This window comes from Longimicrobium sp., from assembly GCA_036377595.1.
Classification (GTDB): Bacteria; Gemmatimonadota; Gemmatimonadetes; order Longimicrobiales; family Longimicrobiaceae; genus Longimicrobium.
The window spans coordinates 134,073-149,765 of the sequence record DASUYB010000108.1 but is presented as its reverse complement, the minus strand read 5'-3'; the positions used below and the strand labels follow the sequence as shown (position 1 = coordinate 149,765).

Here is a 15,693-nt window from a genome sequence, read left to right as displayed (position 1 = left end):
CGATGAAGACCCGCATCCTCGCCCTCGCCGCCGCCGTGCTGGCGCTGGCCGCCTGCGAGCAGAGCCTGACCGTGAGCGAGCAGGCGCTGCAGGGCACCTGGCGCGCCGACGAGCACTTCCACGACCCGGGCACGGGCCCGCAGGACGCCTGGGCGGAGCTCACCTTCGGCCCCGGCAGCCGCTACCAGGCCGACTACTACTCCTACGGCGGCTACGGGCGCGCGGCCGACGTGCTGACGTACCACTACCGCGCCGAGGGCGAGTACCGGCTGCGCGGCGACAGCCTGGACGTGCGTCTCTTCCGCGAGCTCAGCCAGGACGTACAGTTCCCCGAAACCAACTTCGTCCACACCCTGGACGGCGACTGGCAGCGCAACGGCACGGTGGCCGTCGACGGCGACCGGCTGACGCGCCGCTACCTCACCGCCCCCGCCGACGCCCCCGAGCTCACGATCGCCACCTACACGCGCGTGCAGGACTGATTATGAAACAGAATGTCTCACGCAGAGTCAGCAGAGTCAGCAGAGAACTGCAGTTCAACTGCTGACTCTGCTGACTCTGCGTGAGAAAACAAGATCGCCCGTCCCCGCGAGAATGCAGGGGACGGGCGATGATTTTCGGGGATGGGATAGATCAGCGGCTCGCGACCTCGCGGCTCAGCCGGTACATCTCGGCGGCGCGGTCGAAGTTGCCCTTGCGGTCGTAGGCGATGCCCATGGCGTAGTAGGCCTTGCTGCTCTCGGGCTGGATGCGCACCGCCGCCTCCAGCACCTCGATGGCCGCGTCGCTCTCGGCCATCTGGTTCAGCGCGTCGCCCAGCAGCAGGTAGGCCTGCCCGCCGTCGGGGTCCAGCTCCACCGCACGGCGGAGGGAAGCCGCGGCCGCGGGGTAGTTGCCGCGCTTGAGCAGCGCCGAGCCCAGCTGCAGGTGCACGGCCGCGTCGTCGGGCGCCAGCTTCTCGGCGCGCCGCAGCTCCTTCTCCGCCGCCTCGTACTTCCCCTGCGCGGCCAGCGCGGTGCCCGCCCCCAGCAGCGCGCGCACGCTGTCGGGACGCAGCGCCACCACCGCGGCGAACGCCTCGGCGGCGTCGGCGTGCATCCCGCTCTCGGCCAGCGCCTCGGCGCGCTCCAGCCGCTCGGCGACCGCCGGGTCGGCGCCCGCGTCGGCCGCGGCGGCGGCGCGCGTGCGCCGGGGCGCGCGCGCGGGCTTGCCGTTGCCGGCGTCGGGCGAGGACGCGTCGGCCGCCTGTGGGGCGGCGGCCTGCGCTTCGGGGTTCTCCGGCTCCTGCGTCTTGCGGGCCATCACACGCTCGGGTTTCGCGGGGGGGTCACGTCACGCCGTCCTGCCACCACCATCCATCCGACTCCAAAGCGGCGCCGCGGGTCACGCGCCGTCCGTCTCCTCCGCCACCCAGCGGCAGTACGCCGCGAGCCCGTCGTCCACCGGCAGCGCCAGCAGCTCGGGCACTTCGTAGGGGTGCAGCGCGGCCGCGCGCGCCAGCAGCCGCGGCACCAGCGCCGCACGCGTCTTCATCACCACCAGCACCTCGCCCGCCTCCTCCACCCGCCCTTCCCAGCGGTAGATCGACGTCACCCCGGGAACGAGGTTGGCGCAGGCGATGAGCCGCTCGTCCACCAGCGCGCGGGCCAGGGTCCGCGCGGCGGCCGCGTCCGGCGCGGTCATCAGCACCACGCGGACCGCGTCGATCTCGCTCAGAGGTCCAGCCGCAGGTCGGGCGACGAGGGGGCGGGCTCGTCGGCCTCGGCCTCGCCCTCGCCGGTGAGCTCCGCCAGCGTCTTGCGCGCGTGCGTCACGTGGCGCTGGGCGCCGGCGTGCTGCGGCGGGCGGGCCAGGAAGGTGCGCAGGTGCGCCACCGCCTCGTCGGTGTTCCCCTGCTGCAGCATCAGGAAGGCCAGCCCGTAGTGGGCGCCGCTGGCGTGCGGCTTCAGCTCCAGCACCCGGCGGTAGGTGCGCGTGGCCTCGTCGGTCATCCCGATGCGCGTGTACGTCACCGCGATCTGCTGCAGCACGTCGGTGTCGTTCGGGCTCTCGCGCAGCGCCAGCCGGAAGGAGGTCAGCGCCTCGTGGTACTTCTCCTCGCGGAGAAGGATGGTCCCTTCCTCATAGTAATCCGGGTCCTTCGCCGCTGGCCCGGAGCGGCCGTTGATCAGCTTGGTGAACCAGGACATTCGTCGCGTGTGCGAAATGCCGATGCGGACCGTCTCGGGAGTGCCGCCTGGGGAGCGCGCGGAAGGGCCCAACCTGGGGCCGGCCGGGCACGGCCCGTGGGATCCAACTTACCCGAATCCCCCCGCGTTACGCAACCGAAACAGTGGTCAGCGAAGGGCGTTCAGCCGCAACTGCACCGGCTCGCCCACGGCGCGCGCCACGACGGTGCCTTCCTGGTCCAGGATGACCTGCGCGCCCAGCGCCTCCAGCCGCTCCGCCGTCCCCTCCGCGGCGTGCTCCACGACCACGCGGGCGCCCGGCTGCAGCACCCGCAGCGCCTCCGCCAGCCGCGCCTCGTCCCCGCCGCCGGTGAGGGCCACGCCACGCAGCGTGCGGTCGCGGAAGGGAAACCGTCCCCCGCCCACGATCCGGCTCACCCCCGTGCGTTCCTCTCCATCGACAGGGAGATCGGGCGTGAAGGCGACGACCTCCACCTCCTCCACCAGCGCGGAGACGGCGTCGGCCAGCGCGGCGCCCGGCCCGGCGATCAGCACCGTCCCCCGCGCGTCGGCCAGGCCGAGGAGCGCCGCCAGCCGCACCGCCGCGGCCTCGTCGTCCCCCACCGCGTTTTCGGGAGATGGGGATTCCGCGCCGGCGGCCGCGTCCATCGACGTACGTACGTCCAGCACGCCGTGATGGATGGGATACTGCTCGCGGCAGTTCGGGCAGCCGAGCCGTCCCTCCATCACCCGCCGCTCGGCGATGCGGTCGGCCAGCAGCACCAGCCCGAACTCCGGCCCGCAGCGTGGGCACGCGAGGATGTCCGTCAGCAGGAGATACATCCGTCCATCTCCAGGTCTCCAATGATCTCACGCGGAGACGCGGAGTCGCGGAGAACTCAGTGCCGCCTTCGGTTCTCCGCGTCTCCGCGTCTCCGCGTGAGGCCCGATCACCAGGTCGGCTTGAGCGAATACTGGGCGTACTGGTTCGGCGTCTCCCACACGCGGACGTAGACGAGGTGTTCCGCGTGAGACCCGAGGAGCTCGCGCAGCTGCTCGAAGATCCAGCGCGCCTGGTTCTCGGCGCTCGGCTCGATCTCGGTGAACGGCGGCAGGTCGTTGATGTTCTCGTGGTCCAGGCGGTCGGCGACGGCGCGCAGGTGGCGCTTGGCCTCGCCGAAGTCGTAGGCCATGCCGCCCTCGCCCACGTCGTCGAACGCCAGCCCGGCCTCCACCTCGTAGCGGTGGCCGTGCAGCTTCTCGCACTTGCCGTGGTAGTTGCGCAGGAAGTGCGCGGCGTCGTAGTGCGCCCTCACGTTCAGCAGGAACATCCGGCCTGTATCTACCCCGCGGACTCGACCGCGATGGTGGGAATCTGCACGTGCCGCGGCTGCCCCGCGGCGAACAGCACCACGCGCGCCACGTCTTCGGCGCGCAGCATCGACTCGCGCGGCGGCAGCCCGGGCTTCGCCTGCATGTCGATGGCGTCCCACAGCGCCGTGTCCGTCGCCGCGGGCTCCACCAGGGTGGCGCGGACGCCGGTGCCGCGGATCTCCTGCAGCAGCACCTCGTGCATCCCGCGCAGCCCGAACTTCGACGCGGCGTACGCCCCGTTCTCGGGGAAGGCCACACGTCCGGCCACCGAGCCCAGGTGGATCAGGTGCCCCGAGCGGCGGCGCAGCATCAGCGGGAGGAAGGCGCGGATGAGCAGGAAGGGCCCGCGCAGGTTCACCGCGACCTGCCGCTCGAAGTCGGCCGGATCGGTCTCCGCCAGCGGGGCCAGCGAGAAGGCGCCCGCGCAGCTCACCAGCACGTCGGGCGCGTCGCCCAGCAGCTCGGTGACGTAGGTGGCCACGGCGTGGACGCCCGCCGGTTCGCCCACGTCGCCGGGGATGGCGTGGCCGCCGGCCTCGGCCGCCGCGCGCAGGAGCGTGTCGTGCCCCCGCGCCACCATCCCCACCCAGGCGCCGGCGCGCACCATCCCGCGCGCCACCTCCAGCCCGATCCCGCGCGAGGCGCCGGTGACCACCACCGTCTTCCCGGCCAGCTCGCCCGCCTGCGCCGCGGGGCCGCCCCCGTTCGGCGCGGGCTCGCCGCCGATCATCTCCTCGTGATCCGTCATCGCCCACCCCTGAACCGGACCGTCCGACCGCACCGCCATCTCCCGGCGGGGGCGCAAAAGATAGTCGCGCCGCACGGACGGCGCGACTGCGGGCCCCCTCCCCCGGCTCGCTGCGCTCGCCACCCCTTCCCCCAAAACCGACTGGGGGAGGGGGAACTGCGCACAGGCGCGGGGAGCCTCCCCGACGAATCACCCTCCCCCCAGTCGGTTTTGGGGGGAGGGTCGCGCGCAGCGCGGGGTGGGGGGCCTCCGCGCCGGCGGCCGCGCTGATGCCGGGCGACTACATCGATGGCGTCCCCGCCGTCTGTCCCCTATCCCCTGTCCCCTGTCCCCTCAGATTGCCACGCCGCCGGCATGGACCAGGCGCAGGAACTCGTCGCGGGTGCGCATGTCCTCCAGGAACACGCCCTTCATGGCGCTGGTGATGGTCTTGGAGTTCTGCTTCTCCACCCCGCGCATCATCATGCACAGGTGCACCGCCTCCACCACCACGCCCACGCCCGCGGGCTCCAGCACCTCCTGGATGGCGTGCGCGATCTGCTCGGTCATCCGCTCCTGCACCTGCAGCCGCCGCGCGAACACCTCCACCACCCGCGGCAGCTTGCTCAGCCCCACGATGTGGCCGTTGGGGATGTAGGCGATGTGGACCTTGCCGAAGAAGGGGAGGAGGTGGTGCTCGCACAGCGAGTACATCTCGATGTCCTTGACGATGACCATGTTGTGGTGGTTCTCGTCGAAGACGGCGCCGCGGATCACGTCGTCGACCGACATGTCGTAGCCGCGGGTGAGCCAGCGCATGGCCTTCTCCACCCGCTCGGGCGTGCGGCGCAGCCCGTCGCGGTCGGGGTCCTCGCCCAGCGCCAGCAGCTGGCGGCGCACCAGCTCGCGGTACTCGCGCGCGGCCTCGTCCTCGTCGTCGTAGTCGAGGCCGGCCAGCCGGTCGCGCAGCTTCAGCTCGCTCATCTCACTCTCCCTCGTACTCCGCCCAGTTGCGGGGCGTCTCGTACAGCACCAGCCGCGCCAGCCGCCCGCGCGGGATCCGCGGCGCCAGCTGCTGCCACAGCGCCACCACCAGGTTCTCGGTCGACGGGATGACGCCCTCGAGCCAGGGGACGTCGAGGTTCAGGTTCCGGTGATCGACATCGCGCAGCACCTCTTCCGCCACGTCGCGCACCTGTCCGAGGTCGACGAGATACCCCGTGCGCGGGTCGGGCTCGCCCTCGACGGTGATGTCGAGCTCGTAGTTGTGCCCGTGCCAGTTGGGGTGGTTGCACGGCCCGTAGATGCGGCGGTTCTCCTCGTCGCTCAGCGCAGGGTTGTGCAGGCGGTGCGCGGCGTTGAAGTGCATGCGCCGGGTCACGCGTACGGTCGGCAAGCGGCCCTCCGGTCATTCGTGAGAAAAGGCCGGCCCCGGTCTGAGCGGGGCCGGCCTGGCGCGGAAACGACGGGGAGGATTTTTGAAGCCTCGTGCGAACACGGGTGGGTGGCCCCTCCCCGGCTTCCGCCTTCCCGTGCAGGGCGTGGCGTGGGCCGAGAATGAAAGCCCCCGGCTTCAAAGGCGTTGGCTCAAAAATGGAGCTCCCCGCCCTTTCCGACGGCGACGAATCTACCCGGCGCTCCCGAAGCGGTCAAGCAACGCTCCCACCGCCCCGTTGATGCCACCGCAGTTGATGAACAGGGTAGACGTACGGCGAATCGCAATTATATTGTCTCTCTGTTGCCGTGCGTCGCTCGCCGTCTTGATCGCACCGCCCGAGTTGGGACCCTCCGCCACCGACTATTCCTCATGCGTTCGCTGAACGAGATCCTCGAGTGCATCGCCCGCCGCGGGCACCGCCTGACGCGCCCGCGCCGCGCCGTGATCGAATCGCTGGTAGCGGCCGAGGGGCCCGCCTGCGTGCGCGAGCTGCACGCCGCCGCGGGGGCGGTGGACCTCGTCACCGTCTACCGCGCCATGCACTGGCTTGTGGATCTGGGCCTCGCCCGGCAGGTGGACGGCGGCCCCGGCGGCGAGCGCTACGAGTTGCTGGACGGCGCGCACACCCATCACCTGCACTGCGACGCGTGCGGCCGGATGTTCACCGTCCCCGTCTGCGGCGTCCCCTCGTCGGTGTTCACGATCCTGGAACGACGGTACGGTTTCGTCGTCGCCGACCACCGCCTGGTCTTCCACGGCAGCTGCGTGGAATGTCGGCAAACGTGATCCGCACCTCTGGTCCGACCGTCGCGCGACGCGCTCAGCGGGCGCCTGGGAGCAGCCACACCAGCGGCAGGCTCACGCGCACCCGCACGCGCCGTCCGTCGAGCTCCGCGGGGCGGAAGCGCATCCGCCGCAGCCCGCGCATGGCCGCGGGGATGAAGTCGCGGTGGCTGGCGGAGAGCACCTGCACATGGTTCATCTCCGCGCGGCCGTCGACCCCGATGATGAACGCCACCACCACCTGCCCCTCGACCCCACGGTCCATCAGCCAGCCGGGATAGTCCTCGCCCATCACCCGGGCGACCGTGTTGCGGTTGACGATCTGCGGCGGGTTCGCGAGCACCTCGCTGTTCACCAGCGGCGCCCCGCCGCCATCGTCCTCCGACGCGAACCCGCCGGCCACCGCCTCCCCCGCCATCTCCTTCGCTCCCACCTCGCCCAGCCCGCGCAGCAGCGAGGCATCGAGCTCCGGCCCGGGCGGCGGGAGCGCGTCCACGGTCACGCTGGGCGCGGGGAGCGCGCGTTCCAGGCGTTGCACGAGGCGCTCGGCCATCTCCCGCGCCGCGTCCGCCGGCTGCTGCGGCGCGTCCCGACGCCCGCGCGGCCGCGGCGTGGCGGTGCGTCTGGCCCCGTTCGCCGACGCGATCGGGGGGACCGGGAGGGTGACGGGCGCCTGCAGGAGGAGGTACGTGGCCGTCTCCACCGTCTGCTCCGCCGCCGGCGCCGCGAGGGAGAGGGTGGTGATGCCGAGCGCGCACGCCGCGTGCGCGGCCACCGCCGCCGAAAACCCGTGCAGCCTGAGGAACGCGCGCCGATCGGCGCGCTGTTGCGTGACCTTCTCGAACATGACCCACCCCCGCGCGCTGCGAGACGTCTGTTTCCGGGACAGCCCGGCGCGCGGATGCCGTGCTCGCGCACCCTGGTTGTCCTGCCCGTGTGACCCGGTCCGTACTGCTGGCCGCCGCGGACCTGCCGATCCGTCCGGCCGGAAACGAAGCGTCAATCCGATCCCATCCCTCCACGCGCGGGGTTCCGTTCCGGTTGTGTCTCTCCAGGCTCGAGTCCGGGTCCGGAGGGCGGTCCATCCCTCCTCTCATCACGCTGTGCCCGGCCGAGCCTCGCCCGCCGGGCATCCCACTCGATCCTCCACGCATCACGCTTGCCACCGCACGAGCGGGTGCGACGCAGCGAGGCCCTGATCCATGCCGGACCGGGGCCTCGCTTCGTCTTCATCGTTCCGAGAGCCGCCCCACGCGCCGCGGCGCTCGCCGGCAGGGGCAAGGCCGTCCAAGCCCGCCCCGGATCGCCCGGTACCTTCTTGTCCCACGGCGCGCGGGTCCGGCGCGCGCGATCCCGTCCACCCGGGGGAAACCGGCATGTCCGCGACCGCAACGCACGAGCTGCCCGCCACCGCATCGCACGAAGACTGGACGCATCCCGCCGCCATGGCCATCCCCAGGGACGGGTATTTCCCCGACCAGGTGGAGCGGGGGCGCTTCGGTCCGATCTTCCCGAAGACACCCGCCTGCCACGGGTTCACGATCATCGCCCCGATCGTCCCGGGACGCGAGGACGTCATCCGCGGATACGGCAAGACGATCGAAGAGGCGGTGGCCGCCGACCCCGACGCGCTCGAGGTGCTCGAGCTCCACTATCTCCGCTGGGTGCTCTTCGACCTCGACGGCAGGACCTACTTCATGTACCAGGGGATCTTCGACACGGATTTCGACAAGTACACCGAGGACGCCGTGGCGCTGTTCACGAAGTACGGCGTGGACACCGTGTTCGAGAACCTCCAGGACTTCCCGGCCGACTGGAAGACCAACCCGGCCTCCTTCGTGGAGTTCGTCCGCCGGCACCAGCGCCCGAGCTTCCTGGAATACGGCGAGTACCCGTACGTGAGCGCCCGCGAGATCAAGGAGGCGCTGCGGGTGAAGGCAGCCTTCTCCACCATGCTCGACCAGATGCAGTAGGAGCCCGGCGCCGCATGCTCGAGCTCGACGACATCCAGCACATCCTGCTGACGCGCGTCCCCGCGCTCACCGGGCGCTACGAGTTCCTGACCTTCCGCGACCCGGCCGGCGCCCGGGCCTGGCTGTCGACCATCCTCGACCGGGTGCAGTCCGCGCGCGAGGCGGTGGAGGCGATGGAGGGGGAGGCGCGGTGGGTGACCGTGGCCTTCACCTGGAACGGGCTCCGCGCGATGGGCGTGGACGAAGCGGCGCTGGCGTCGTTCCCCGCGGAGTTCCGGGAGGGGATGGCGGCGCGCAGCGAGGTGCTGGGCGACACCGGCGCGAACCACCCCGACCACTGGGTGGGCGGCCTGGCCGGGCCCGGCCTTCACGCCATCGCCATTCTCTTCGCCCGCGACGACGCCGAGCGCGAGCGCTGCCGGGGCGAGCACGCGGCCCTGCTCGCGCGCTGCCCCGGGGTGGAGCTGCTTTCGGCGCTGGACCTGGAGGCCACGCCGCCGTTCGACCAGGCGCGCGACCACTTCGGCTACCGCGACCGCATCACCCAGCCCTGCATCGAGGGCTCGGGCCAGGCGCCCACGCCCGGCTCGGGCCCCGCGCTGAAGGCGGGCGAGTTCATCCTGGGATACGCGGACGAGGACGGCCCGCCGGCCGGCCTGCCGCGGCCGGAGATCCTGTCGCGCAACGGCAGCTACATGGCCTACCGGCGGCTGCAGGAGCACGTGGGCGCCTTCCGCGAGTTCCTCCGCTCGCGGGGCGAGACGCGCGACGAGCAGGAGCTGGCGGCTGCCAAGCTCATGGGCCGCTGGAGGAGCGGCGCGCCCCTGGCGCTCTGCCCCGACCGCGACGACGCCGCGCTGGGCGGCGACATGCAGCGGAACAACGACTTCAACTTCAAGGAGATGGACCCGCACGGCTACGCGGTGCCGCTCGGCTCGCACATCCGGCGCATGAACCCGCGCGACACCGGGGTGAACCTGAACCGCCGGCGGATGATCCGCCGCGGGGCCACCTACGGCCCGCCGCTGGCCGAGGACGCGCCGGACGACGGCCGGGAGCGCGGGATCGCCGCGTTCGTGCTCTGCGCCAGCCTGGTCCGCCAGTTCGAGTTCGCGCAGAACGTGTGGGTGAACGACCGGAGCTTCCAGGGGCTGGAGAACGAGCGCGACCCGATCATCGGCACGCAGGACGGCACGCTCGACTTCACCATCCCCAGGCGGCCGATCCGGCAGAAGGTGACCGGGCTGCCGGCGTTCACCACCGTCCGCGGCGGTGCGTACTTCTTCCTCCCCGGCCTCGGGGCGCTGCGCTGGCTGGCGTCGCCCGGGCCCGCGCGCTGAAGACGAGGACACCGATGAGCGCTGTGACGGCCCGCACCTACAACCAGCTCCACCTCCCGCGCAGGTACACGCCCGGGCGGCGGCGCGTGAGCATCTACTGGACGTGGAGCTATCCGTGGGAGGCCAACCGCGACCCGGCGGCGATGGAGAACCGCTTCTCGACGATGACCGAGGTGCGCAACGTCTCGTGGCCCGAATACGAGACGGAAGAGTACGCCGCGGCCCGGTTCCTCCAGGGGATCGCGGGAACGCTGGAGCTCTTCCACCGCTCCACGCTCGCCTTCCAGCACCTGGTAGGCGAGGCCACCGGCCAGCCCGTGGCCGTGTACCAGCGCATCGACCAGGCCGGATTCCCCTGCCCCATCGACGAGCGCGTGCTGGCCGACACCGACACGCTGATGGTGTTCGGCCTCGACCACCTGCTGGCCGAGCAGGAGGCGGCCCAGGGGGAGCTCGAGGCGATTCGCGAATGGCTGCGGCGCGAGGGGACCTGCCTGATCCTGGGCCCCCACCACGACGTGGGCTTCACCGAAGACATGGAGCAGCGCCAGGTCGAGTATCGCCACCACGGCGACCCGCTGGTCCCCCGGCAGCAGCGGTTCAGCCAGTACACGCGCTCGCTGATGCGCGGGCTCGGGGTGCCGGTCCAGAACCAGTACGGCCTCCGCCCGGCGGTGGTGGGCGGCACCAGCGAGATCGCGCCGCTCACGGCGTTCCCCGACCTCGACGCCAGGGGGCTGCTCACCAACGTCACCACCTTCAACTTCCACCCGCACCTCCCCCACTACGCGCTGGTGGGCGACGGCGGCTCCGCCGTGCAGGTGCTGGCGCGCCAGCGCATCGACCCGTCGCGCCCGCACCCGTTCACCGCGGCCGGAAACAGCGAGTTCAACTGCCTGCTCTGGCTTCCGCCCGGCGAACGGCGCGCCGGCGACATCCTGCTGCTGGACTCGACCAACTTCACCACCCTCTTCGGCGGCACCGAGAGCCTGCAGAACCTCTGGCGCAACGTGGCGCTGATGAAGTGACGCCATCTCCCAGAAGAAATGACTCATACCAAGTCCGGGTGAAGTATTGGTGCGTCCACCCGAATCTCGTGCTGCCGCGATGATAGATCCTTCGGCCTGCAAACGCTTGCGCAGACGCTGATTACAGTCTGGCCGGCCTCAGGATGACGTCAGTGTGGGATCACTTCGGGTGCATCAACCAAATTCCCGGATTTCGTATCACACGGAGGAAACGGAGGTAACGGAGGAACTCCGATCCGCGTTCAGTTCCTCCGTTACCTCCGTTCCCTCCGTGTGAGATTCCTTCAGTTCAGGAACATGGGAATACACGGTAAATCGGCCCCGATCCGCGCCGCGGATCGGGGCCTCGCTTCGTTCTCGGGTGGAGAGCCGCCTCACGTCACGGTGACGTTCACGGCGGGCGATTCGTACTCGGTGAAGCCGGCCTGGATGTACTGCAACCGCAGCGTCGTGGCCCCCGCGCTGCCGCCGGTGAGGGTGCCGTGGATCACGCCCCCCTGCTGGCTGTCGACGTGGAAGCTGGCGACCACGGTGTTCGTCAGGTTGATGCGGATCTCGTCGCCGGGGCCGATGCCGACGGCGGTGTTGGTGGAGGTCAGCAGGCGCAGGACGAGATGCTTCTGCGTCCCCGCCGCCAGCGTGATGCCGCCCTGCACCGAGCCGTCGGCGAACACCTGCGCGTACGCCAGGCCGGTGGCCTCGTCGGTGATCAGCACCTGGTACTGCCCGCGCTGGTGCGGCTCGCCGGTGCCCAGGTCCTCGCACCCCGCGGCGGCCACGACGCACAGCGCCACCGCGGCCAGCGTGCGGGTGAAGATGGAGATTCGGGTCCTCGTCATCGGTTCAACGTCTCGTTGCGATCTCGGGTGGTCGGGGGATGAATCTCGCGTCGTCTCCGGTCCCGATCAACCGCGCCGGAGCGCCCGCAGCGCCCACGCCAGCAGCGCGAGGATGCCCGAGACGCAGATGATGGCCGGGCCCGTCGGCAGGTCGTACGGCACCGACAGGGTGAATCCGATCACCGCCGCGAGCACGGCGGACGCCACCGACCACGCGAACACCCCCGCCATCCCCCGCGCCAGCAGCAGCCCCGTCACCGCCGGGAGGACGAGGAAGTTGAACACCAGCATCACCCCCGCGAACTGCATGGCGAAGGCGATCACCAGCCCCAGCGTGCCGTACAGCAGCAGGTTCCACCCGCCCACGCGGTAGCCCAGCGTGCGCGCCGTCTCGCGGTCGAACGAGACGAACAGGAACTCCTTGTAGAAGAGGAGATGGACCAGCAGCACGGGGATGGACACCGCCAGCAGCACCAGCGTGTCGCTGCGCGTGATGCTGAGGATGTTGCCCTGCAGGAAGATGTCGTGCGCCTCGCCCGTCACCGCCTTGGCCACGAGGAGGATCCCCGCCGCGGCGGCCACGGCGTAGGCCACGCCGATGGTCGCGTCGGGCGGCACCGGGCCGCGGCCGCCGCCCTCCACGCCGAAGAAGAGCGCGCCGGCCAGCGTCACCAGCAGCGCCATCGGCACGGGATGGCTGGTGAGCGAGGCGGCCACCCCGATCCCCGACAGGAAGAGCGAGAGCGCGATCCCCGCCGAGGAGAGCTGCGCCAGCGCGGCACCGACGAAGACGATGCGCCGCAGCACCACGTACACGCCCAGCACCGAGCAGGCCAGCGCGATCACCAGCGCGCCGTAGAGCGCCTCGCGGAAGAGGAGGACGGCGTCAAGCACGGCGCGCCTCCTGCCCCGGGGCGAAGCGCCGCGCCAGCACGATGCGGTGCCCCTCGTGCGAGTCGACCTCCACGGGGATGCCGTACATCTCGCTCAGCACCGGCTCGGTCATGATCTCGTCCACCGTGCCGATGCGGAACCCCCCGCCCACCACCAGCGCGATGCGGTCGACGTAGTTGGCCACCTCGTTCAGCGCGTGGCTCACCATGATCACCGTCAGCCCGTCGCGCTCGTGCAGCTCGCGCACGAGGCCGAGGATCTGCGTGGTCGAGACCAGGTCCATCCCGTTGGTCGGCTCGTCGAGCACCAGCACGTTGGGCTCGCCCACCAGCGCCCGGGCGATGAGCGTGCGCTGCTTCTGCCCGCCGGAGAGGTCCTTCAGCGGGCGACTGGCGAGATCGGCGATCCCCACGTGCTCGAGCGCGGCCATGGCCCGCGCGCGGTCGTCGCGGCCGGGGCGGCGGCCCAGGCCGATGCGGTCGTAGCGCCCCATCAGCACCACGTCCAGCACCCGCAGGGGGAAGTTGTAGTCCACCTGGTCGCGCTGCGGCACGTAGCCGAAGCGCAGCGAGTCCGATCGCGTCAGCGTTCCCGACTGCGGCGCCAGCGTGCCGAGGATGGCCCGCAGCACGGTGGTCTTCCCCGCCCCGTTGGGCCCCACGAGACCGAGGAAGTCGCCCTCGTGGACGGCGAAGCTCAGGCCGGAGAGGATGGTGCGGCGCCCGTAGCCCAGCGCCACGCCGTCGAAGCGCACCAGGTCGGTCATCGCACCGCCGCGGCCAGCTGGTTCACGTCGTACTGCATCAGCTGGATGTAGTCGGTGATCGAGCGGACGCCGCCCACCGACGGCGGCAGCACCAGCACCCGCGCGCCCGTCCGCTGCGCCACGAAGTCGGCCGTGCGCCGGTCGTAGTACGGCTCCATCACGATCACCTTGGCCCCCGTGCGCCGCATGGTGGCGATCAGCCCGGCGAGGTGCGAGGGCGACGGCGGGACGCCGGGCTTGGGCTCCATGAAGCCCACGATGTTCATCCCGTTGTACTCCGCGAAGTAGCGCCAGCTGGTGTGCCAGGCCACCACGGGCTTGCCGCGGATCTGCGCGATCTGCGGCTGCCAGGCGCGCTCGGCCGCGTTCAGCCGCGCCTCGAACGCCGCGTAGTTGCCGGCGAAGGTCTGCGCGTCGCCGGGCGCGAGCTGGCTGAACTTGTCGCGGAACATCCGCGCGATGCGGCGGCCGTTCTCGGGGTCCAGCCAGTAGTGCGGATTCCCCGCCGGGTGCACGTCGCCCTGGCTGCGGTCCACGTTCCCGGTGGGGCGGTCGAGCACGCGGATCACCCGCGAGGCGTCGACGTAGCCGCTGCCGCCCTGCTGGATCCTGGGGTTGCGCGCGCCCTGCACCAGCAGCGGCATCCACCCGATCTCCAGGTCCAGCCCCACGAACGCGAACACGTCGGCGTTGCGCAGCTGCAGGATGAAGCTGGGCTTGGCCTCCACGAAGTGGGGATCCTGGTAGCCCTCGCTGATGTGCACCACCTGGCAGCGGTTGCCGCACACCTCGCTGGCCAGGTCGGCGAGATCGGTGGTGCTCGTCACCACCTTCAGCTGCCGCTGCGCCGCGGCGGGCCCGGCCAGCAGCGCCAGCCCGGCGACGATCGCGGCGGTCTTCCTCGTCATCGTCATCTATCCCTCTCTCCTCTCGTGAGATCCTTATCGTTCAGCACCAGTCACTGGGCACTGGGCACTGGGCACTCTCAGAACGGATGCGGCTTGTGCGGGCCGAGCGCGAAGGTAGCCTGCAGCAGGATTCGGTTCACCGCGTCGCCAATCGGTGGCGTCAGGCGCTCGTACGCCGCGCTCAGCTTGCTGAACTCGCTGGGGAAGAACTCCAGGTAGCCCGATCCCGCCGTCAGCTCGTCGCCGTCGCTCGCCGGGTCCTGCACCCAGTCGAAGCGCGCGCCCAGGAAGGTGCGCTGCAGGATCTGGTATCTCCCGAACACGTAGGCGCCGGTGAAGCTGCGCCGGGGCCCCAGGAACGCCACGGTCGTGCCGTCGGGGAGCCGAACGTCGGCGCCGGGGTCGTGGTTGATCTGGTGCATCACCTCGCCCTGCAGGATCAGCGAGCGGTAGAGCCCCTGCTGCAGCGGCCGCCAGCGGTAGGTCAGGTCGGCCGCGATAGTCGTCTGCCGCGTGGCGACGGCGTTCACCTCGGCGGATTCGGGGACGTCGACCGGACGCGCCAGCTTCCCTGTCATCGCGCTGAAGCTCAGCTCGAAGTTCGACGCCTGGGAGAGGTCGACGTAGTTGCGCAGCCGCGCGGAGTAGCCCAGTCCCCCCAGCGTCTTGTTGACGGGCTCGGAGGTCGCCAGCCCCTCCACCGGCTCGCCCAGCCCGTCCACCGCCGTCACCTGCAGCTCCTGGTAGAAGCCGAAGGGGGCGAAGACCTTGCTCCCGTACACGCCCGTCCCCTTCAGCCCCTCGGCGCCCAGGAAGGTCTGGATCACCCAGGGATACTCGATGGTGTGGAGATCGTGGCGATGCGTGGTGTTCTGCTTGCCGAAGGGCATCAGGAAGCGCCCGAGCCGCGCCTCCAGCCCCCAGGGGAGGCTGGTCGTGGTCAGGTACGCCTGCTCGATGGAGACGCCCTCCTCGTCGCTGAACCCCAGGAACACGTCGCCGCGGAAGTAGGGATCGACGGCGGCCTGCGCGGCGACCTCGACCTCGCGCACGCCGAGGCGGCGGCCGCCCTCCTGGGTGCTTCCCTCGGGCGACAGGTCGCCCACGAAGTCACCGACCACGGAGATGTCGGGGAGGAGCCGCTGGGGCGCACCTCCGCCGGCCTGCTGCCCCTGCGGCGTGGTGTCGGGCGCGGCCGCGTTCATCCCCTCCAGCTCACGGACGATGGCGGCCGAGTCGGCGGCGGCGCTGTCGGCCGCGGTGGTGTCGCGGCGCACGGGAATGGTGTCGCGCTGCGCGGCCGCGCTCCCCGCGGCGCCCAGCAGGAACACGGAAAGGCAGATGATTCTGCGCATGTAGCTCTCGGGTACGATGTCTCGTTCGGGGCACCGCCGGCCGGTCCGGCGGCGCATGCACTCGTCCGCCCCGCGTCGGTAATTGCGACGCGGAGGCTGG

Annotated in this window: 19 protein-coding genes; 5 read left to right on the top strand and 14 right to left on the bottom strand. The window is 71.2% G+C overall.

Annotated features, from left to right (window positions below):
• Window positions 1-2: 2 nt before the first annotated feature.
• A complete protein-coding gene (locus VF092_19485; GenBank protein HEX6749488.1) occupies window positions 3-482 on the top strand; it encodes a hypothetical protein in 480 nt (159 codons plus the stop codon).
• A 151-nt stretch (window positions 483-633) separates the two neighbouring features.
• On the opposite strand, the gene VF092_19480 is transcribed toward VF092_19485, so the two are convergent.
• The 8 genes from VF092_19480 to VF092_19445 form a co-directional block, all read right to left on the bottom strand.
• Window positions 634-1,302, bottom strand: a complete 669-nt coding sequence (locus VF092_19480; protein HEX6749487.1) for a tetratricopeptide repeat protein — start codon at window positions 1,300-1,302, stop codon at window positions 634-636.
• A gap of 81 nt (window positions 1,303-1,383) precedes the next feature.
• The gene (gene cutA / locus VF092_19475) at window positions 1,384-1,683 is read right to left on the bottom strand and encodes a divalent-cation tolerance protein CutA (GenBank protein ID HEX6749486.1); all 300 of its coding nucleotides are present in this window, start codon (window positions 1,681-1,683) and stop codon (window positions 1,384-1,386) included.
• 29 nt (window positions 1,684-1,712) lie between these two features.
• Window positions 1,713-2,189 carry a tetratricopeptide repeat protein gene (locus VF092_19470; protein ID HEX6749485.1) on the bottom strand — a complete coding sequence of 159 codons (477 nt, stop codon included), beginning with the start codon at window positions 2,187-2,189 and terminating at the stop codon, window positions 1,713-1,715.
• Between the two features lie 147 nt (window positions 2,190-2,336).
• Window positions 2,337-3,011, bottom strand: coding sequence for a Trm112 family protein (locus VF092_19465; GenBank protein HEX6749484.1), 675 nt, complete (start codon window positions 3,009-3,011; stop codon window positions 2,337-2,339).
• Between the two features lie 107 nt (window positions 3,012-3,118).
• Window positions 3,119-3,499 carry a 6-carboxytetrahydropterin synthase QueD gene (gene queD / locus VF092_19460; GenBank protein ID HEX6749483.1) on the bottom strand — a complete coding sequence of 127 codons (381 nt, stop codon included), beginning with the start codon at window positions 3,497-3,499 and terminating at the stop codon, window positions 3,119-3,121.
• 11 nt (window positions 3,500-3,510) lie between these two features.
• Window positions 3,511-4,290 carry an SDR family oxidoreductase gene (locus VF092_19455; protein HEX6749482.1) on the bottom strand — a complete coding sequence of 260 codons (780 nt, stop codon included), beginning with the start codon at window positions 4,288-4,290 and terminating at the stop codon, window positions 3,511-3,513.
• Window positions 4,291-4,623: 333 nt separating this feature from the next.
• Window positions 4,624-5,253 (bottom strand): GTP cyclohydrolase I FolE, encoded by a 630-nt coding sequence (gene folE / locus VF092_19450; protein HEX6749481.1) that lies wholly within the window; start codon window positions 5,251-5,253, stop codon window positions 4,624-4,626.
• 1 nt (window position 5,254) lies between these two features.
• Window positions 5,255-5,665: a 6-carboxytetrahydropterin synthase gene (locus VF092_19445; protein HEX6749480.1), complete on the bottom strand. Its 411-nt coding sequence runs from the start codon at window positions 5,663-5,665 to the stop codon at window positions 5,255-5,257.
• A gap of 411 nt (window positions 5,666-6,076) precedes the next feature.
• Here VF092_19445 and VF092_19440 point away from each other — a divergent pair, with 411 nt between their 5' ends.
• The gene (locus VF092_19440) at window positions 6,077-6,493 is read left to right on the top strand and encodes a Fur family transcriptional regulator (protein ID HEX6749479.1); all 417 of its coding nucleotides are present in this window, start codon (window positions 6,077-6,079) and stop codon (window positions 6,491-6,493) included.
• 34 nt (window positions 6,494-6,527) lie between these two features.
• Here the strand turns inward: VF092_19440 and VF092_19435 are convergent, their stop codons facing one another.
• Window positions 6,528-7,337, bottom strand: a complete 810-nt coding sequence (locus VF092_19435) for an energy transducer TonB (protein HEX6749478.1) — start codon at window positions 7,335-7,337, stop codon at window positions 6,528-6,530.
• A 529-nt stretch (window positions 7,338-7,866) separates the two neighbouring features.
• On the opposite strand from VF092_19435, the gene VF092_19430 reads away from it, so the two are divergent.
• Genes VF092_19430 through VF092_19420 form a run of 3 tightly spaced genes read left to right on the top strand, consistent with a single transcriptional unit; the run spans window position 7,867 to window position 10,831 of the window.
• A complete protein-coding gene (locus VF092_19430; GenBank protein HEX6749477.1) occupies window positions 7,867-8,463 on the top strand; it encodes a hypothetical protein in 597 nt (198 codons plus the stop codon).
• A 14-nt stretch (window positions 8,464-8,477) separates the two neighbouring features.
• Window positions 8,478-9,803, top strand: a complete 1,326-nt coding sequence (locus tag VF092_19425) for a hypothetical protein (protein HEX6749476.1) — start codon at window positions 8,478-8,480, stop codon at window positions 9,801-9,803.
• A 14-nt stretch (window positions 9,804-9,817) separates the two neighbouring features.
• Window positions 9,818-10,831: a hypothetical protein gene (locus VF092_19420; protein ID HEX6749475.1), complete on the top strand. Its 1,014-nt coding sequence runs from the start codon at window positions 9,818-9,820 to the stop codon at window positions 10,829-10,831.
• A gap of 374 nt (window positions 10,832-11,205) precedes the next feature.
• Here the strand turns inward: VF092_19420 and VF092_19415 are convergent, their stop codons facing one another.
• The 5 genes from VF092_19415 to VF092_19395 all read right to left on the bottom strand — a co-directional run bounded on the left by VF092_19415 (window position 11,206) and on the right by VF092_19395 (window position 15,593).
• Window positions 11,206-11,670, bottom strand: coding sequence for a hypothetical protein (locus VF092_19415; protein ID HEX6749474.1), 465 nt, complete (start codon window positions 11,668-11,670; stop codon window positions 11,206-11,208).
• Window positions 11,671-11,736: 66 nt separating this feature from the next.
• On the bottom strand, window positions 11,737-12,564 hold the full coding sequence (locus VF092_19410) for a metal ABC transporter permease (GenBank protein HEX6749473.1): 828 nt from the start codon (window positions 12,562-12,564) through the stop codon (window positions 11,737-11,739).
• A complete protein-coding gene (locus tag VF092_19405; protein HEX6749472.1) occupies window positions 12,557-13,330 on the bottom strand; it encodes a metal ABC transporter ATP-binding protein in 774 nt (257 codons plus the stop codon). The genes VF092_19410 and VF092_19405 overlap by 8 nt, the downstream gene beginning before the upstream one ends.
• Entirely contained in the window at window positions 13,327-14,244 is a 918-nt protein-coding gene (locus tag VF092_19400; protein ID HEX6749471.1) for a metal ABC transporter substrate-binding protein, read from the bottom strand. Before VF092_19400 ends, VF092_19405 begins: the two co-directional genes overlap by 4 nt.
• A 71-nt stretch (window positions 14,245-14,315) precedes the next feature.
• Entirely contained in the window at window positions 14,316-15,593 is a 1,278-nt protein-coding gene (locus VF092_19395) for a hypothetical protein (GenBank protein HEX6749470.1), read from the bottom strand.
• Between the last annotated feature and the right edge of the window lie 100 nt (window positions 15,594-15,693).